At 64.1% G+C, this 19429-nt stretch carries 10 protein-coding genes; 6 read left to right on the plus strand and 4 right to left on the minus strand.

Annotation, left to right across the window (positions count from 1 at the left end):
* The first annotated feature begins 100 nt into the window (after positions 1-100).
* Positions 101-481, plus strand: coding sequence for a hypothetical protein (locus tag M1D87_RS19690; RefSeq protein ID WP_013973727.1), 381 nt, complete (start codon positions 101-103; stop codon positions 479-481).
* Here M1D87_RS19690 and M1D87_RS19695 read toward each other — a convergent pair whose 3' ends face one another.
* Positions 482-1318, minus strand: coding sequence for a CvfB family protein (locus M1D87_RS19695; RefSeq protein ID WP_013973728.1), 837 nt, complete (start codon positions 1316-1318; stop codon positions 482-484). It lies immediately after the preceding gene.
* A 131-nt stretch (positions 1319-1449) separates the two neighbouring features.
* On the opposite strand from M1D87_RS19695, the gene M1D87_RS19700 reads away from it, so the two are divergent.
* Positions 1450-2310 (plus strand): DUF6279 family lipoprotein, encoded by an 861-nt coding sequence (locus tag M1D87_RS19700; protein ID WP_123083778.1) that lies wholly within the window; start codon positions 1450-1452, stop codon positions 2308-2310.
* A 125-nt stretch (positions 2311-2435) separates the two neighbouring features.
* Here the strand turns inward: M1D87_RS19700 and aceK are convergent, their stop codons facing one another.
* The gene (gene aceK, locus M1D87_RS19705; RefSeq protein WP_123083779.1) at positions 2436-4151 is read right to left on the minus strand and encodes a bifunctional isocitrate dehydrogenase kinase/phosphatase; all 1716 of its coding nucleotides are present in this window, start codon (positions 4149-4151) and stop codon (positions 2436-2438) included.
* 248 nt (positions 4152-4399) lie between these two features.
* On the opposite strand from aceK, the gene M1D87_RS19710 reads away from it, so the two are divergent.
* Both M1D87_RS19710 and M1D87_RS19715 read left to right on the plus strand, forming a co-directional pair.
* A complete protein-coding gene (locus M1D87_RS19710) occupies positions 4400-5275 on the plus strand; it encodes a DMT family transporter (protein WP_046614694.1) in 876 nt (291 codons plus the stop codon).
* 13 nt (positions 5276-5288) lie between these two features.
* Positions 5289-5747: a DUF4265 domain-containing protein gene (locus M1D87_RS19715; RefSeq protein WP_421091808.1), complete on the plus strand. Its 459-nt coding sequence runs from the start codon at positions 5289-5291 to the stop codon at positions 5745-5747.
* 3 nt (positions 5748-5750) lie between these two features.
* Here the strand turns inward: M1D87_RS19715 and M1D87_RS19720 are convergent, their stop codons facing one another.
* Entirely contained in the window at positions 5751-6632 is an 882-nt protein-coding gene (locus M1D87_RS19720; protein WP_038410080.1) for a DMT family transporter, read from the minus strand.
* A 590-nt stretch (positions 6633-7222) separates the two neighbouring features.
* On the opposite strand from M1D87_RS19720, the gene pvdO reads away from it, so the two are divergent.
* A complete protein-coding gene (gene pvdO / locus M1D87_RS19725; RefSeq protein WP_183596500.1) occupies positions 7223-8083 on the plus strand; it encodes a dihydropyoverdine dehydrogenase in 861 nt (286 codons plus the stop codon).
* A gap of 127 nt (positions 8084-8210) precedes the next feature.
* Entirely contained in the window at positions 8211-10670 is a 2460-nt protein-coding gene (locus M1D87_RS19730) for a TonB-dependent siderophore receptor (RefSeq protein ID WP_123083782.1), read from the plus strand.
* Positions 10671-10879: 209 nt separating this feature from the next.
* Here M1D87_RS19730 and M1D87_RS19735 read toward each other — a convergent pair whose 3' ends face one another.
* Positions 10880-19429, minus strand: coding sequence for an amino acid adenylation domain-containing protein (locus M1D87_RS19735; protein ID WP_409201687.1), 8550 nt, complete (start codon positions 19427-19429; stop codon positions 10880-10882).

The raw sequence follows: 19429 nt of genomic DNA on the forward strand, positions 1-19429 counted from the left end.
GCCTTCGAACCGAGCGGCAAGGCGGTTGGCAAACCTTGCCCCCGCTACCCGCCACCCCTCACAATGCAGGCCTTCATAGCGTCAACCCGCAGGAACCTGCATGAAACTCGACAAACCCGCCGCCATCGCCCGGCGTAACGAAGCACTGGCCCGCCCGGTGCTGACCAGCAGCAACACCCTGTTCGCCATCCTCGACCGCAAGCGCAACCTGTGGTGGTTCGAGGTGCCGGTGGCGCTGCTGCGCAAGGGCCAGCCCGACTGGGTCAACCTGCTGCTGCACACCCCGGAAAGCGACGAGCTGCAGCACCTGAAGGTGCCGACCAACTTCCTGCGCGCTCACCAGGAGCAGATGGAAGTGCGCAACCCCGGCAAGCGCCGCTCGACCATCAGCCTGGCCCTCAGCGCCGACCGCGACTCGCTGCTGCGCGACACCCGCCCGGGTGGCGAGCAGCTGGACTTCCGTACCTTCGTGCAGGCCTGATCAGGCCTTTTCGATGCGATCGTCATGGATGACGATGCGGCCCTGCTTGAACAATCCGCCAATGGCCTTCTTGAAGTTGCCCTTGCTTACGTTGAACAGCTTGCTGATCAGCGCCGGGTCGCTCTTGTCGCACACCCCCAGCACCCCGCCTTCGGCCTCCAGGCGCGCCATGATCTGCTCCTGCAGGCTGTCGGCCAGGGCAGCACCCACCGGTTGCAGGCTCAAGGCGATCTTGCCGTCCGCGCGCACTTCCTTGATGAAGCCCTTCTCGTGCATGCCCGAGCGCAAGAACTTGAACACCTCGTTCTTGTGGATCAGGCCCCAGTGGCGGTTGTTGATGATCGCCTTGAAGCCCATCGGTGTCTCGCCGGCCACCAGCAGCTCGACCGGCTGGCCCACCTGGTAGTCCGCCGGGGTGCGGTCCAGATAACGGTCCAGGCGTGAGGTGGCGGTGATGCGGCGGGTGCGCTTGTCGAGGTACACGTGTACCACGCAGTAGTCGCCGATTTTCAGCGGCCGCGCCTCTTCCGAGTACGGCATCAGCAGGTCCTTGGACAGGCCCCAGTCGAGGAAGATGCCGGCACCGTTGATATCCTTGACCTTGAGGCTGGCGAACTCGCCAACCTGCACCTTGGGCTTCTCGGTGGTGGCGATCAACTGGTCTTCGCTGTCCAGATAGATGAACACGTTCAGCCAGTCATCCACTTCGGTTTCGGCGTTTTTCGGGATGTAGCGCCCGGGCAGCAGGATCTCGCCGTCGGCGCCGCCGTCCAGGTACAGGCCGAAGTCCACGTGTTTCACGATTTGCAAACTGTTGTAACGCCCAAGCAGAGCCATTTCCGATGTTCCTCAAGACAAGGCGGCTATTCTACACCTGAAGCCAGCGCGCCGCCCGACCGCTGATGCAGTGGAACCGTCAGCGTCCCTCTTGCGTCTACCGACGGGCAAGCACCCGCAAGGAGCAGCCCATGCCGCTACGCCTGTCCAAAGCCCTGCTCGTCGCCATCGGCTGCGCCCTGGCCCTGGCCGCCTGCAGCCGTATCGACCTGGCCTACCGCAACCTCGACCGCCTGGTGCCGTGGTCGCTGGGCGACTACCTGGCCATGAACAGCGAGCAGAAGGCCATGCTTGACGACCGCCTGCGGGAGCACCTGGCCTGGCATTGCAAGACCCAGCTGCCTGGTTACCTCGACTGGCTGGACCGGGTACGCGGCATGGTCGCCGACGACCAGGTGACCGACCAATCCCTGCAGCAGCGTACCCGCGAAGCCCGCGAGGCGATTGGCCGGGTAGCCGAGGAAATCACCCCTTCGGCCACCGAGCTGCTGCGCGGCATGAGCGATGCCCAGGTGGCGGAGATGCGCGAGGCGTTCCGCGAGGACATCAGCGAACGGCAGAAGAAGTATGTGGATACGCCGCTGGACAAGCAGATAGCCCGCCGTACCGAACGCATGGAGAAACGCCTGACGCCGTGGTTTGGCGAGCTGACCGCGATACAGAAGCAGCGCGTGCAGGCCTGGTCCCAGGCGCTGGGCGACCAGAACCGCGAATGGATCGCCAACCGCGCGCACTGGCAGCAGCAATTGCTGCTGGCGATGAACCAGCGCAACGACGCCAGCTTCGAGCCGCGCCTGGCAACGCTGTTGCAGCGCAAGGAGAGTTTGTGGACGCCGGAGTACCGGGCGGCGTATCAGAATACCGAGCAGCAGGCGCGCAGCTTGCTGGTGGACCTGGTGCACCAGAGTACCCCGCAGCAGCGGCGGTACCTGCAGGAACGGTTGGGCAAGGTGCGTACCGATTTCAGTGAATTGAAGTGTTTGAAGGGGTAACTGGGAAAAGCAGGCCTGGCCTCTTCGCGGGTAAACCCCCACAGGGCCCCCACTGGTTTCGAATCCTGAGCCGTACCTGTGGGAGCGGGTTTACCCGCGAAGGGGCCAGGCCTGTTAAAGCACAGTCACCGCCCCTTGCGCCGATACGGAAACACATCGATCACCTTCCCGTCACGAATCGCCGCCTGCAGCCCCTTCCAGTAATCTGCGTCGTACAACTCCCCATGCAGGCGGCTGAACAAGCGCCGCTGGCCGATATCGGCAAACAGGAACGGCGGAAACTCCTCGGGGAACACGTCATGCGGCCCGATCGAGTACCACGGCTCGCCCGACATCTCGTCCTCCGGATAACGCGGCGGCGGGATATGGCGGAAGTTCACCTCGGTCAGGAAGCTGATCTCGTCATAGTCATAGAACACCACCCGGCCATGGCGGGTTACGCCAAAGTTCTTCAGCAGCATGTCGCCAGGGAAGATATTCGCCGCCGCCAACTGCTTGATGGCCAGGCCGTAATCCTCCAGGGCCTCCAGCACCTGGCCCTCGCTGGCGTGTTCCAGGTACAGGTTCAGCGGCGTCATGCGCCGCTCGGTCCAGCAGTGGCGGATCAGCACCGTGTCACCCTCGAGCGCCACGGTCGATGGCGCCACCTCCAGCAGTTCGGCCAGGCATTCCGGCTCGAACTTGCTGCGCGGGAATCGAAAATCGGCGAACTCCTGGGTATCGGCCATGCGCCCGACGCGGTCGACGCTTTTCACCAGCCGGTACTTGTCTATCACCGTGGCACGGTCGACCGTCTTCGACGGTGAAAAACGGTCCTTGATGATCTTGAACACGGTGTTGAAGCCCGGCAGGGTGAACACGCTCATGACCATGCCGCGCACCCCGGGCGCCATGACGAAGCGGTCGTCGCTGCTGGCCAGGTGGTTGATCAGCGCCCGGTAGAACTCCGACTTGCCATGCTTGTAGAAACCGATGGAGGTATACAGCTCGGCAATGTGCTTGCCCGGCAAGATGCGTTTGAGGAAGTTGACGAACTCCGCCGGCACCGGCACATCGACCATGAAGTACGAGCGGGTGAAGGAAAAGATGATCGACACCTCGGCCTCGTCGGTGATCAGCGCATCGGCCTCGATACCGTGCCCTTCGCGGTGCAGCAGCGGGATTACCAGCGGCCATTGCTCATCGCTGTTGAACAGACGGCCGACCAGGTAGGCACCCTTGTTGCGGTAAAGCACCGGCACAAACAGCTCCAACGCCAAGGTCGGATCCTTGCATACCCAGTCCGGCAGGCAGTCGCGCAGTTGATCCTCCAGGCGCACCAGGTCGCCCTCCAGGTCGCCGTACGGCACATCGAACGGGTAATCGCTGAACACCGCTCGCAGCAGGCCCTTGAGCCCACCGTCAGGCCGATAGGTACGGGTTTGCGCGGCGCGCTCACGGCTGCGCATGGACGGTCGGGTGGTGTGGATGAACATGCAGCCGTCGCTGATCAGGTCGTGGCTGAACAGGCTGCAGAACAGCGAGTTGTACCAGGTCTCGGACAGCTCGTCGTCCAGCCTTGGGTCGATCAGGTGGATATAGGCGTTCTTCACCAACGGCCATTGCTCCACATCCAGCAGCACCTCCTCGGCAAAGCTCTGGCGCAGCCAGCCGTTGACCTCGGCGACCTTCTCTTCATAGAGATTGATACGGGCGGCGGCGGCACGCTGGATATCCTGCCAGCGCGCCTGCTCGAAGCGCTGGCGGGCACCGAGGGTGATGCGCTGGAAGTGGTCGCGGTAGTCGTCGAAGCCGGCAAGGATCGTCCGGGCGATTTCGACAGCGGGCCAGGGCTGGGGCATGCGAAGACCTCGGTGCAGGGGTGAGATACAGAGCTTAGTCTGCCTGTCCGGAATACGGCGCCTGTACCGGCCTCTTCGCGGGTAAACCCGCTCCCACAGGTTCTGTGCAGTGCTCGGCCCTGTGGAAATCCTGTGGGAGCGGGTTTACCCGCGAAGAGGCCGGCACAGGTTTACACCGCAAGAAAGCACAAGAATCCCCAGCCCCCCTGGCGTACACTCGCGCCCCTGCCCTGCCTCCGGAGACCGTTGTGAGCCCCATCGCCCTAGCCCGCCTGCTGACCCTTGCCGCCGTCTGGGGGGCGAGCTTCCTGTTCATGCGCATCATCGCCCCCGAACTGGGCACGGTGCCGACGGCGTTCTTCCGCGTGTCCATCGCTTGCCTGGGCCTGGTGGCACTGCTCGCTGCCGCCCGCGTGCGTTGGGACTTCCAGGGCAAGCTCGGGGCCTGCCTGGTGCTGGGCATGATCAATTCCGGTATCCCCGCCACGTTCTACTCCGTGGCCGCCCAGGTGCTGCCCGCCGGCTACTCGGCAATCTTCAACGCCACCACACCGCTGATGGGTGTGCTGGTCGGCGTGCTGTTCTTCCGCGAACCGATGACCCTGGCCAAGCTCTGCGGCATCTTCCTGGGCCTGTTCGGCGTCGGCATCCTCAGCGGTGCCGGCCCGGTGGCCCTGGACCTGGCCCTGCTGCAAGGCGCCCTCGCCTGCCTGGCGGCCACCACCTGCTACGGCTTTGCCGGCTTCCTCGCCCGCCGCTGGGTCAGCGGGCTGGACAGCCGCCTGTCGGCACTGGGCAGCATGCTCGGCGCCACCCTGATGCTGAGCCCGCTGTTCGCTTGGAGCGCGCTGAGCCAGCCACCCGCCAGCTGGGGCGGCTGGCAGGTGTGGCTGTCGCTGCTCGGCCTGGGCCTGCTGTGCACAGCGTTCGCCTACATCCTGTACTTCCGCCTGCTGGAGGAGATCGGCCCGGTCAAGGCCAGCACCGTGACCTTCCTGATCCCGGTATTCGGCGTATTGTGGGGGGCGTGGCTGCTGGACGAACCGTTGTCGATGGCGCACCTGTATGGCGGCCTGCTGATTGGCCTGGCATTGTGGCTGGTGCTGCGCCCGGCACGCAGCTGAAGCGGGGTACAGGATGAACGACGCGTACAAGAAGGTCCTGTTCCGCCTGGAGCAGGACGAAAACGGCTACCCGCCCGCCTCGGTCGAGGGCCTGTGGGCCAAGGCCGTGGAAGGCGGCTATGCCGTCGACAACATTCCCTTCCATGTCTACGGCATCGCCCCGGGCGACGTGATCGGCACCCGTGAGGAAGCCGGCGAAACCTGGTTCGCCGAACTACGCCGCAGCAGCGGCAGCTCGGTGTTCCGGGTGATCGTCAAGCCCCCGGAAACCCTGGACCAGGTATGCGCGGCCTTGCACGACTTCGGCTGCAACTGCGAAACCGAGCAGGCGGTGAAGATGCTGGCGGTCGAGGTCCCGCCGCAGCGCACGCTCGACACCTTGCTCTACTACCTGCTCACCCAGCGCGAAGCCGGCCTGCTGGACTTCGAGGAAGGCGTACTGCGCCACGCCATCCCCGAAGAATTCCGCTAGGGCCTACGCCTCGGCCAGGCGCGCGGCGGGCTTGCGGAACACGAACAGCAGGCCCACCACGATCAGCCCCATGCCCAGCAGGCTGAGCGGCGCCAGGCGGTTGCCGAAGATCAGCAGGTCCATCACCGCGGTCACTGCCGGCACCAGGTAGAACAGGCTGGTGACATTGACCAGGTTACCCTTGGCGATCAGCCGGTAAAGCAGCAGGGTCGCCAGCAGCGAGACCACCAGCCCCATCCACAGCAGCGCGCCGACGAAACCGCCAGTCCACTCCACATGCAGCGGCTGCAGCGGCGCGAACAGCGCGCACATGGCAAAGCCGGCCAGGTACTGCAGCGGCAGCGTGCCCATGGGGTTGTCGGTGATGCGCTTCTGCAGGATCGAGCCGAAGGTCATGCTGCCCAGCGCCAGCAAGGCGAACAACATCCCCGCCAGCGATACCCCGCCCAGGTTGATGCCCTGGTAGACCACCATGATCAACCCGCCAAGCCCCAACCCGAGGCCGAACAAGCGGCTCCAGGAGCGCTGGCGCTCCATCAGCACCACGGTCAGGATCGGTTGTACCCCCATCACCGTGGCCATGATGCCGGGGGTGACATGGGTATCGAGCGCCAGCAGGTAGAAGATCTGGTAAGCGCCGAGCAGCACACAGCCAGTGCCCAGGGCCCGCAGGATGGCCCCGCGACTGCGCGGCCAGCGCAACCCCAGCAACGGGCCGATCAACAGCAGCCCGGCCAGGGCCAGCGCCGAGCGCAACAGCAGGAAGGCAAACGGGCTGGCATGCGCCAGGCCGAGCTTGGAGACGATCGCCCCGCTGCTCCACAGCAGGACGAACAGGCTGGTAGTGGCCGCCGAGGCCACGGATGCTTTGCTAAAGACAGACATGTATTGCCACCTGATTCAAGGCGAATAAGCCAGACGGACGGCGTGCGCTTCAGCGTGGGAAGTCGCCGACCGTGTTCAGTAGGTTGCGTGTGCGAAGGGATGCGGCCAGAAGCCGATCAGCCCAACACGACCACGCAAGGAGGCGGAGCTACGCCGCCTACGACGCCACTGACAGGTGGTGGTGGATAGTGACTGATCATCGCCGGCTGCTGGCAGCCACGCACGACCATGCCCGCGACTGGCGCGATGGCAAAGCTTGTGGTGGATGGGCTGGCTGGCATGAACAGGTCTTCGGGAAGAATGCAGTGGGCTGGACTATAGCCCGGTGCCCCATGCCTTGCAACCAGTGCCTACGGTACTCGCGGGAACAGCTTTTGTGGGAGCGGCCTTGTGTCGCGAAAGGGCCGCAGAGCGGCCCCAGCAATATCTGCGGCGAAGCTGAGAGTGCGGGGCCGCTGCGCGCCCCTTTCGCGACACAAGGCCGCTCCCACAAGAAGACCGCGCTACCTTGGATGTTGGCTAATTTGTCACCGCCCCGATTCGTCTGAATGCGAAACGCAGCCCGCATTCACCCGTTTCGAGGACCACCGATGAACGTATCCGCCTGGCTCTACCGGCCAGCCCAGATCACCTGCCTGCTGCTGGTCAGCGCCTACGCCCATGCCGCCAAGCCCGGCGACGTGTTCAAGGATTGCAAGGACTGCCCCGAAATGGTCGTGCTGCCCGCCGGCAGCTACGTGATGGGGGCCCCTGACGACGAAGTCGGCCGCCAGCCCGACGAGGGCCCGCTGCACACCGTGACCTTCGCCAAGCCCTTCGCCATGAGCCGCTATCAGGTCACCGCCGGCGAACTGGACGCCTATATCAAGGCCACCGGCACCGTCATCAAGAGCGGCGACGACCGCCCCGGCCGCTGGTGCGAAGCCAGCAAGCCCAGCTACAAGCAAGGCCCCCGCCAGCCGGCGGTATGCATCGACTACGACGAAGTACAGGCCTACACCCGATGGCTGGCTGAAACCACCGGCAAGCCATACCGCATGGTCAGCGAAGCCGAACGCGAATATGCCGCCCGTGCCGGTTCCAGCGGCCCGTTCCCCTTCCCCTTCGACGAACCTGGCAAGTACGAGATCAGCAAGCACGCCAACACCTATGGCCCCAAGGACGGGCATACCTTCACCGCCCCGGTGGGCAGCTACCCGCCCAATGCCTTCGGCATGTACGACATGCACGGCAACGTCTACGAATGGGTCGCCGACTGCTACCACGACAGCTACGAAGGCGCCCCCACCGACGGCAGTGCCTGGATCCAGGACCCCAAGTGCATCCGCGCGCACATGCGCGGCAACGACTGGGGCGAGCCGCCGATCTTCTCCCGCTCGGCCAACCGCAACGACCGCCTCAAGACCACCCGCGGTGACTTCCTCGGCTTTCGCGTAGCACGTGAACTGTGAAGTTGTGACGCGGTTAACGCAGCATCGCCCAAAAAAATCGCCAATAAGAATCGTTCCGGTTTTTCACAGGTGCTGCGTCATATAGCTGACATAGTAAAAAACCCCTCTGCCAACGAGACCGCAATAGATGTCCAAGTCCCTCCCCGGCTCGCTCAACCCGCTTGCCAAAGCACTACTGATCCGTCATTCCCTTCGTCCCCAGCGCGCGTTCACACGCATCGGCCTGGGCCTGGCGATATCCGCTGCGATGGTTGCCCAGGTGCAGGCGCAGGAGTGGACACTGGATATTCCCGCGCAGTCGATGAACTCGGCGTTGCAGGCACTGGCCAGGCAGACCGATACCCAGTTGCTGTACAGCCCGGAAGATATCGGTGGCCTGCGCTCCTCCGCACTCAAAGGGCGCCACGACCTCGCTTCGTCCCTGCGCATCCTGCTGGGCGGCAGCGGGCTGCGTTATCAGATCGACGGCAACACCGTGACGGTAACAGCGGGTTCAGCCGCAAAGGACGGCCAGGTCGAGCTTTCGGCGACCAACGTCAATAGCGTGGGCCTGGGGGCCACTACCGAAGGCACGGGTTCCTACACCACCGGCGTGACCAGCACGGCCACCCGCATGAACCTGTCGATACGCGAAACACCGCAAAGCATCAGCGTCATCACCCGCCAGCAAATGGACGACCAGCACCTGGCGACCATTACCGACGTGCTGAAGCAGAACCCGGGCATCACCATGTCCCAGGACGGTGGCGAGCGCTTTCATATCTATTCGCGCGGCTCGGAAATCAGCACCTACCAGCTCGATGGCGTGAACACCGCGCAGGACTACCTGACGCGCAACATGCCCAACACCCTGATGGACATGGCCATGTTCGACCGCATCGAGATCGTCCGCGGTGCCACTGGCCTGATGACCGGTGCGGGCGAGCCCAACGGTGTGGTCAACATGGTACGCAAGCGCCCCACGCGTGAATTCCAGTCGTATGTGCAGGCCGGTGTGGGCTCGTGGGACTACTATCGCACCGAGGCCGACGTGTCCGGCCCACTGATCGAAAGCGGCAAGCTGCGCGGCCGCCTGGTGGCCGCCAAGCAGAGCAACCAGAGCTACATGGACTGGTACAGCCAGGACCGTGACCTGGTCTACGGCGTGCTCGAAGCAGACCTGACCGATACCACCACCGTGCGCTTCGGCATGGACTACCAGACCTACGACGCCAATGGCGCGCCAGGTGTGCCGCTGTTCTTCAGCAATGGCCAGCCCACCAACTTCTCCCGCTCGACCAGTTCCGGGCCGCGCTGGATGTATGAAGACTACACCACCAAGAACTACTCCTTCGGCCTGGACCAGGAGCTTGGCAATGGTTGGCAGTTGAAGATGGCCGGCAACTACATGGATGTCGATCGCGACTCGCTGTCGGCGTTCTACCGCACCGGTGCGGGCGTATCTACCCTCGATCAAGCCACCGGCAACGCCAAGTCCGACCTGCTGCAAGTCGATGCCCACCAGGTTCAGCGGGGCATGAACATCACGCTGCAGGGGCCTTTCGAGCTGTTTGGCCAGACCCACGAACTGGTTACCGGCTTCGACTACATGGATTACGAGAACAACCACTTCACCGGCAGAGCTGGGGAAGCCACATTCAACTTCTACACCTGGGGCAACCGCATACCGCAACCTGGCAACTATTCGCCACTGCTGGACTACGACCTGACCATCCGCCAGACCGGTTACTTCATTGCCACCCGGCTCAACTTCACCGACGACCTGCACATGATTCTCGGTGCCCGTACCACCAACTACCGTTCGGACTCGAACCAGGTGGTATTGACCACTGGCACTGGCAACCCCACGCAACTTAAGGAGCACGGAGAGGTAACACCGTACGCCGGCCTGATCTACGACCTGACCGATGAGCAATCGGTGTACGCCAGCTACACCGATATCTTCAAGCCCCAGACCAGCCGCGACCGTACCGGCAAGGTGCTGGACCCTGTGATCGGGCAGAACTATGAAATGGGCTGGAAAGGTGAATTCTACGATGGTCGCCTGAACGCCAACGCGGCGATCTACCTCATCAAGCGCGACAACCTTGCAGAGGAAGACACCGGTTTCAGCGTACCGGGCGTGCCTAACTCCACCGCTTACCGCGCGGTCAGCGGCGCCGAAACCAAGGGCATTGATCTTGAACTGTCCGGCGAAGTGGCTCGCGGGCTTGAAGTTCATACCGGTTACAGCCACTCCCGCACGGAAGATGCCAATGGCACTCGGCTGACGTCTCAACTGCCGCTGGATACATTCCGCCTGTGGACTACCTACCGCCTGCCCGGCGAATGGGAGCGCCTGACTGTTGGTGGTGGGGTCAACTGGAACTCCCAGCAATCCCTGGCCACCCGCTACAACACGCGCATCACCCAGGAAGACTACGCCGTGGCCAGCCTGATGGCCCGCTACAAGATCAGCGAGCACCTGGCCGCCACGCTGAACGTGGATAACCTGTTCGACAAGAAATACTACGCAGGCCTGGCCGGCAACTATGGCCACTATGGCGCGCCGAGGAACGCGACGCTGAACCTGCGCTACGATTTCTGATCAGCAGAACGAAAAAAGGCGACCCTGGAGGTCGCCTTTTTCATGCCTGCATGGTCTTCGCTTCGGTACGCGGTCCGTTGTAGGAGCGGCCTTGTGTCGCGAAAGGGCTGCAAGGCAGCCCCGGCAATTCCTGCATCACTGCTGAGCCCCTGGGGCCGCGTTGCGGCCCTTTCGCGACACAAGGCCGCTCCTGCAAAGAGTGAGCAGGTTTACTGGCTGATCGTATCTGCCAGCAACAGCCTGGCAATCACCCCCTCAAGGACATCCACCTGCTCAAGGATGTCATAGTGCCCGGCGTCAACAGCAATGTCCTGGCAGCTACCCGAGATGCCACCCACGTGCGCGCCCTCCCCCGCCCACCAGCAACTTGCCGCTGCCTCGGTAGACGGTAGCTGGCGCAACTGACGCGAAAGCGCCTTGAGTTTCATGGCCACGACAAAGGTCTGCGCCAGATCAGCGTTGCCGATTTCGGCATAGGCCGACTGTGCAACCTGTGCGGCCCGTGCCGTTTCGATCACGCGCTCCAGGGCATCCTGAGTACTGCCGACCGGCACGACCGGCAGCACCAGTGCATCGGCCGAAACCCCGAGAATCACCGCCAGGAAGCCACGCAGGTCGGCGCTCCAGTCACTTTCCTGCACGGCTTGCCTGGCCGAGGGCACGAAGCTGTCCACCAAGGCCAGCACCGCAACCCGCTGCCCCTGGCTTTCCAACTCTTTGGCCACCAACACCGCCAGGGTGCCGCCCAGCGACCAACCTGCCAGCTGATAAGGGCCTTCGGGTTGCTTCTGGCGAATGTACTGTGCGTAATCGATAGCCATCGTTTCCAGCGAATCATCCACCCAGGCGTGATCCAGCAGCATCCGGCATTGCAGGCCATAAACCGTGCAACGGCCTTCCAGCCGGCGCGCCAATGGCTCGTAATCGAACACCGTGCCAAACCCGGCATGCAGGCAGAACAGCGGTGTACTCGCGCTCACTCGGCTGTTCAGCAACAACAGCGGGTCCAGGCTTGCATCGTCGGGGGCATAACCCGACAACTCGGCTATGGTCGGCCGGGCAATCACATCACGCAGTTTCAGTTCGATCGGCAAATCCTCACGGGCACGGACCTTGGACAGCATCTTCAGCACGCGCAGCGAGTCACCACCCAGTTCGAAGAAGTTGTCATCAACACCGACCTGCTCGACTTGCAGCACTTCCTGCCAGATCGCTGCCAGCGCCTGCTCGATTGCATTACGCGGGGCAACCCATGCCCGGCCTGCAAACTCGGGTGCCGGCAGGCCATTGCGGTCGATCTTGCCATTGGGTGTGAGCGGCAGCTCCGGCATCAGTACAAGCTGTGCCGGCACCATGTGATCCGGCAGGTCGGCGCGCAGGGCATCACGTAATTGCTCGGCGCGGGTATCGGCATTGTCCGTCACCACGTAACCGATCAGTTGCTTGCCCGTGCTGATGTCACGCGCCACCACCACGGCATCGCGCACGCCAACCAGGTTGCGCAGGCGTGCCTCGATTTCTCCCGGTTCGATGCGGAATCCGCGAATCTTCAGCTGGTTGTCCAGGCGCCCAAGGAAGTCGATGACGCCATCGGCGCGGCGACGCACCCGGTCACCGGTGCGGTACAGGCGGCCACCCGGGGCAAACGGGTCGGCCACGAAGCGCTCGGCCGTGAGTGCGGCCCGCTGGTGATAGCCACGCGCCACGCCCTCTCCGCCGATGTAAAGCTCACCGGCCACACCATCGGGCAGCGGGTTGAGGTGCGGGTCCAGTACGTGCAGCGTGCGCTCGCCCACGCGGTCGCCAATCGGCGCGTACACAGCCTCACAGGTTCGTTGCACCGGCACTTTCCACAGCAGAGGCGTAACCACGGTTTCCGTCGGCCCATAGCCGTTGGTCAACCAGCGCGGACGCAGCGTGCGCTTGACGTGCTCGAACAGGGCGTCCGGTACCGCATCGCCGCCAAAGCAGTACACCCGCACCGCTGGCGCGGGCTGCTGCTGGCTATCGGCGAATTCGGCCAACTGTTGAAGGTAGGCCGGCGGGAAGCAGGCGATATCGATACGCTGGGCATGCAAGGTCTGCCAGGTTTCTTCTGCCGTCCATAGCCGGTTGTCACGCACCACCAGGCAACCACCCGAGGACAACGTCGACAGCCAGCGTTCCTGCGCCCCGTCGAAGGCGAACGACATGAACAGCAGCTCGCGGGTCTGCAGGTCCATCTCGTACAGCCCGGCGATGGCCTGGCAGTGCATGCGAATCTGGCCGTGGCTCACCGCCACACCTTTGGGCTTGCCGGTAGAACCAGACGTGTAGATCAGATAGGCCAGGTTATCCGCACACGCGCGCTGTTCAGGTGCAGTAGCAGGCAGATGGTCCAGCGCTTGCTGGTCGAGCTCGACGCACCGCGCTACCTGGGTAAAGCGCTGGCGCAGGCCACTGCTGGTGACCAGCAGGTGCATTGCCGAGTCCTCGACGATCCACTGCAGGCGCTCTTGTGGGTAGTCGATATCCAGTGGCACATAAGCTGCGCCGGTCTTCATCACCGCCAGGAAGGCCACGATCACCTCCACCGACCGCTCCAGGGCAATACCCACGCAGCTTTCCGGGCGCACGCCCTGCGCGATCAGGTGGTGGGCAAGGCGGTTGGCGCGCGCGTCCAGCTGGCCATAGGTCAACTGTTGGCCGCCGCAGACTACCGCCATGGCCTCGCCACGCTCACGGGCATGCCCGGCGACACGCTCGGCGAGCAGCGGCTGCTCGCGCCCAGGTGCCGCAAGCTGGTTGCGCAGGTCGGCGTGCCTTGCCTGCGCCGGCGTCAGCATGCCCAGGCTGCCCAGCGTGGCCTGGGGATTGTCCAGCATGGCGCTCAGCAGGCTTTCGAAACTGCCGCGCAGGCACTCGACAGCGGCTTCGGTAAAGCGGTTGCGCAGGTACAGGAACTCTACCGAAAAGGTTTCGCCCAATTGCACGGCCAGGTCCATGGCATAGTTGGTGACGTCGCGGTTACGTACTTCGCCAAAGCGCAACGTTCCGCCGCCGCCCTCGCGCAGGCGGTCGTCAACCGGGTAGTTCTCGAACACCACAATGCTGTCGAACAGCGCCTGCCCTGGCCGCCCGGCCCAGCGTTGCACATCGGCCAGCGCTGCATGCTCGTGGTCGCGCAGTTCCAGGTTGTAGTGCTGCAGCTGGTGCAGCCAGTCGCTGACAATGTGCTGGGGTTGCGGCGCCTGCACCACCGGTAGCGTGTTGATGAACAGCCCCAGCATCTCGCCTGCACCGGCCAGGCTGCTGGGGCGCCCGGCCACTGTGGCGCCGAAGCACACGCTGGCCTGGCCGGTGTAGCGTTGCAGCAGCAACAGCCAGGTGGCCTGGACCAGGGTATTGGCCGTAACCCTCAGGCGCCGGGCCTGGTCACGCAGGTGTTGCGTGCGCTGCGCATCCCAATGCAGGTACAGCGCATGGTGCCCGACAAGCTTGCCGTCCGCCTGCGGTGCAACACTGTCGGCCAACAGCGTCGGCCCCTCCAGGGCACGCAGCTTCTCGCTCCAGAACTGCTCCAGCTTGCCCATCGGCTGCTCGGCGAGCCAACGGATGTAGTCACCGAAGCGCCCCCCCGCATGGCTGGCGGGCCGGCCGTGATAAACCTGCAACACCTCGCCCAGCAACCGTGAATTGCTCCAGCCATCCATGAGGATGTGGTGGCGGGACCAGATCAGGTGCAGGCGTTGCTCATCCACTCGAACCAGTGTCAGGCGCATCAGGGGGGCACACGCCAGGTCGAAGCCTTCGGCGGCCTCTTCGGCGGCCAGCGCCTGCAAGGCGTCGCTGGTCACCTCACGCCCACGCCAGTCGAGCACGCGCAGCGGCAGGCTGGCCTGACGCTGAACCACCTGCAAGGGCTCCGCCCACCGGGCCGATGACAGGAAGACCGTGCGCAGGATGTCGTGGCTGGCGATCACCTGGTTCCAGGCCGCGACGAAGCGGTCTATGTCCAGGCCGTGCACATCGACCGCAGTCTGGTTGATGTACAGCGCGGCGTCGCTCTCCTGCAGGGTATGGAACAGCATGCCCTGTTGCATCGGCGACAGCGGGTAGATATCGGCAATCTGAGCAGCAGGTACCGGCAGGTCGTCCAGTTGCGCCTGGTTCAGACGGGCCAAGGGGAAGTCCGATGGCGTGAGGCCTTGGGTGTCATCCTGGCAGCAATGGTTGATCAAGGCCTTGAGTTCTTCTGCATAGGCATCGGCCAGTTGCTGGATGGTCGAGGTATCGAAGACTTCACGGCTGAACGTCCAGCCCAGTGTCAGCTCGCCGCCGTACACCTGGCCATTGAGCGCCAGCAGGCTGCTCAATGGCGCATCCTCATCCTGGTTCAGCCCGGCATTCTCGCTGGCCGGTCTGAACAGGCTCGCCTGCTGGTCGAAGCTGCCATCGAACTGCCCCAGGTAGTTGAAGATGATCGCCCCCTGGGCCAGCGCCGTTAACGTCTGCCGAGCTTCACCAGCCCCCAGGTAACGCAGCACACCATAGCCAAGACCCTTGTGGGGCACCGCGCGCAGTTGCTCCTTGATGGTCTTGATCGAGCTGGCCAGCTCGGGCTGAGGGCTGAGGTTGACCGGGTACATGCTGGTGAACCAACCCACCGTGCGGCTCAGGTCGATACCGTCGAACAGTTCCTCGCGGCCATGGCCTTCCAGGCGCACCAGTACCTGCGGCTGAGCGGTCCAACGGCTGACCACACGGGCCAATGCCGTCAACAACAGGTCGTTGATCTGCGTGCGATAGGCTGCCGGTGCCTGCTGCAACAGCTTGCGGGTCCAGAGCGGGTCCAGGCGAGTGCTGACCGACGTTGCATGCTTCTGCAGGTTTTCGCCCTGGGGATGATCGCAAGGCAAAGCATCGCTGGCGCCTTGTAGTTGATCACGCCAGTAGTGCAGTTCATGTTGCAGTGCCTGGCTGCTGGCATAGGCCTGCAGCTGTTCGGCCCAGACCTTGAACGCGCTGGTCTTGGCCGGCAACTTCAACGGCTGGCCGAGGACAAGAGCCTGGTAGGCCTGTTGCAAGTCTTCTAGCAGGATCCGCCATGACACGCCATCGACCACCAGATGATGAATGACCAGCAGCAGCCGCTGACTGCCGTCTGCCAGCGTTGCCAGCACGGCGCGCAACAATGGCCCCTGAGCCAGGTTCAGGCTGCGCTGGGCCTGATCGGCCAAGCGTTCCAGCGCCTCGGCATCAACGCATTCGCGTACCCACAGCAGCTCGGTCGATACCGGCGCGCCGATCGTGGCCTGCCAGCGCCCGGCACTCTGCCAGGCATTGAGCCGCAGCAGGTCGTGATGGGCATGCAGGTTGCCCAGCGCCATGCTCAACAGCTGCGCATCCAGTGCCTCACCGGGCTCGAGCAACACCGACTGGTTCCAGTGGTCACGTGCTACAACCGCTTGCTCGAAGAACCAGTGCTGCACCGGAACAAGTGGCAGAGGCCCGGTGACCACGCCCTGCTCCAGCGCTTGTGCTTCGCTGCGCCGGGCAACCGAGGCCAGCCCCTGCACGGTCTGATGCTGCAGCAGCTCCTTGGGGGTGAACCGTATGTCCACCTGGCGCGCACGGCTGACCACCTGCAACGAGATGATCGAATCGCCGCCCAGTTCGAAGAAGTTGTCGGTCAGGCCCACCTTTTCCAGCTTCAACACATCCGCCCAGATCGCCGCGATCTGCTGCTCCAGATCACTCTGCGGCGCGATGTACTCGCCCTGCAACTGGCTGGCATCCGGCTGCGGCAGGGCCTTGCGGTCCAGCTTGCCGTTCGGCGTCACCGGCAGCTTGCCGAGCAGCAGCAGATGCGCCGGCACCATGTAATCCGGCAAACCGGCCTTGAGCGCCTCGCGCAGGCTGTCGCGCAATGCGCCTTCGTCTTGCGTGCTGTCGGCAGGCACCACATAACCCACCAGCTGCTTGCCGCTTGGCCCGTCCTGGGCCAGCACCACGGCTTCCTGCACACTCGGCAGCTCCAATAGACGCGCCTCGATCTCGCCCAGCTCGATGCGCAGGCCGCGGATCTTCACCTGATGGTCGATGCGCCCGGCGTAGTCGATCACGCCATCGGCGCGGTAGCGCGCCAGGTCGCCGGTGCGGTACAGGCGCCCGCCGTTGTCGCTGAACGGGTCCGGCACGAAGCGTTCGGCGGTCAGCGCCGGGCGTTGGTGGTAACCACGGGCCAGGCCGACACCACCGAGGTACAGCTCGCCGGCACTGCCGCGTACCGCCGGTTGCAGGCTGCCTTCGAGGATATGGGTCTTGAGGTTGTCGATCGGCTGGCCGATCGGCACGCTGATGCTTTCGTCCGGCTGGCAGGTCCAGTGGGTCACGTCGATCGCCGCTTCGGTCGGGCCGTACAGGTTGTACAGGCCCGCCGCCGGCAGGCGTTGCAGGGTCTGGCGGGCCAACTCGGCCGGCAACGCTTCACCGCTGCACACCACGCGCTTGAGGCTGACGCAGCTTTCGACCGCTTCGTGGGTCATGAACGCCTGCAGCATCGACGGCACGAAGTGCAGCGTGCTGATGCCGTAATGGTTGATGGTTTCGACCAGCAGCTGCGGGTCGCGGTGCGCGCCCGGCTGGGCCACGACCAGGCGCGCGCCGGTCATCAGCGGCCAGAAGAACTCCCACACCGACACGTCGAAGCTGAACGGGGTTTTCTGCAGCACACTGTCGCTGGCGTCCAGGCCGTAGGCCTTCTGCATCCACCACAGGCGGTTGACCAGCGCCTGATGGCTGTTGCCAGCGCCCTTCGGGCGACCGGTGGAGCCGGAGGTGTAGATCACGTAGGCGAGGTTCAACGGGGCCACGTCGACATTCGGATTGGCATCGCTGTAGCCGTCGAAGTTCTCGGTATCCAGGTCCAGGCTGCGCAGGCCGGCCGGGATCGGCAGGGCTTCGTGCAGGTGCGACTGGGTCAGCAGCAAGGCGATGCCGCTGTCCTCGAACATGTAGCTCAGGCGATCCTGGGGGTATTCCGGGTCCAGCGGCACATAAGCGCCGCCGGCCTTCACGATGCCGAGCAAACCGATGACCATCTCCAGGCTGCGCTCCATGGCGATGCCCACCAGCACGTCCGGGCCCACGCCCTGCTCGCGCAGCTTGTGCGCCAGCTGGTTGCTACGGCGGTTTAGCTCGGCATAGCTCAGGGTCTGCTCGCCAAAGGCCAGCGCCGGGGCATCCGGGGTGGCGAGTACCTGGGCTTCGACCAGCTGGTGGATGCTGGCTTCGCCTGGGTAATCGGTTTGCGTGGCATTCCAGCCATGCACGATCTGCTGCCGCTCCCCGTCATCCAGCAATGGCAGCTCAGCCACTCGCTGGCCTGGGTTGCCGACGATGCCCTGTAGCAGGTTCAGCCAGTGCCGCGCCATCTGCTGTATGGTCGAGGCATCGAACAGGTCGGTTGCAAAGGTCAGCGTGGCGCTGATGCCCAGCTCATGTTCGAAGCTGTCCAGCGTGAGGTCGAACTGCGCCGCGTGCACGTTCCATTGCAGGCTCTCCACCTCCAGGCCGGGCAAGCTGCGGCGCTCGCCCTTGCCCCGGGTCTGGTGGTTGTACATCACCTGGAACAACGGGCTGTGGCTCAGGCTGCGTTCAGGCTGCAAGGCATCGACCAGCTGTTCGAATGGCAGGTCCTGATGCACCTGCGCGCCCAAGGCTCGTTGCCGCACTTGCGCCAACAGCTCGGTGAAGGTCAGCTGCGTATCGAACTCGGCACGCATCACCTGGGTATTGACGAAAAAGCCGATCAGCCGCTCGGTCTCTACGCGGTTACGGTTGGCGATGGGCACGCCCACGCGCACATCGGCCTGCCCGGAGTAGCGGTGCAACAGTACCTGGAAACTCGCCAGCAGCAGCATGAAGGGTGTCGCCCCCTGGTGCTGCGCCAGCTGTTTGAGTGACTGGCTCAACGCTTCGCCCAGGTCAACGTCGATCCGCTCACCGCGGTAGCTTTGCAGCGCCGGGCGTGGCCTGTCGGTGGTCAGTTCCAGCACCGGGTGGTCGTCGCCCAGCTGCGCCATCCAGTACGCCAGCTGACGCTCACGCTCGCCGGCGTCCATCCAGGCACGCTGCCAGATCGCATAATCGGCGTACTGGATCGGCAGTTCGGCCAGCGCCACCTGCCGACCTTGGCTATAGCCCTCATAAAGCTGCACCAACTCATCGATGAGCAAGGGCATCGACCAGCCATCGGCGACGATATGGTGCAAGGTGAGCACCAGCACGTGCTCGTCCTGCGCCAGTTCCAGCAGTTTTACCCGCAGCAGCGGCCCATGGACCAGATCGAACGGCTGCTGGACCTCAAGCACGACCTGCGCCTGCAGAACCTGCTCCTCCACGGCCCCCAAGGCCTGGCGGGCCAGCTGGAAAGGCTGGTTCGGGTGGATGACCTGCATCAGCTGGCCATCTTCCTCGGCAATGGTCGTGCGCAGGGCTTCATGACGCTGGATCAGCGTCGCGAAGCTGCGCTGCAGGGCTGCCAGGTCGAGCTGCCCCCTGAACCTGAGCGCGGTCGGAATGTTGTAGGCCGAGCCGGTGGGCTCCAGCTGCCAGAGAAACCACTGGCGTTGCTGGGCATAGGACAGCACAGGGCGTTCGACATCGTGCCTGGCCACCGGGATGGGCAGTTGCGCGAGCGTGACGCCCTTGGACGCCAGTTTTTCGAGAAACAGCTTCTGCTGCGCCAGGGGCAGACGGATAAAGCGATAAACCAG

The sequence above is a fragment of the Pseudomonas sp. SA233 genome, assembly GCF_054792385.1.

Coding starts and splice junctions, on each gene's coding strand:
- M1D87_RS19690 (WP_013973727.1), top strand. CDS start 101: ATGAAACTCGACAAACCCGCCGCCATCGCCCGGCGTAACGAAGCACTG.
- M1D87_RS19695 (WP_013973728.1), bottom strand. CDS start 1,318: ATGGCTCTGCTTGGGCGTTACAACAGTTTGCAAATCGTGAAACACGTG.
- M1D87_RS19700 (WP_123083778.1), top strand. CDS start 1,450: ATGCCGCTACGCCTGTCCAAAGCCCTGCTCGTCGCCATCGGCTGCGCC.
- aceK (WP_123083779.1), bottom strand. CDS start 4,151: ATGCCCCAGCCCTGGCCCGCTGTCGAAATCGCCCGGACGATCCTTGCC.
- M1D87_RS19715 (WP_421091808.1), top strand. CDS start 5,289: ATGAACGACGCGTACAAGAAGGTCCTGTTCCGCCTGGAGCAGGACGAA.
- M1D87_RS19720 (WP_038410080.1), bottom strand. CDS start 6,632: ATGTCTGTCTTTAGCAAAGCATCCGTGGCCTCGGCGGCCACTACCAGC.
- pvdO (WP_183596500.1), top strand. CDS start 7,223: ATGAACGTATCCGCCTGGCTCTACCGGCCAGCCCAGATCACCTGCCTG.
- M1D87_RS19730 (WP_123083782.1), top strand. CDS start 8,211: ATGTCCAAGTCCCTCCCCGGCTCGCTCAACCCGCTTGCCAAAGCACTA.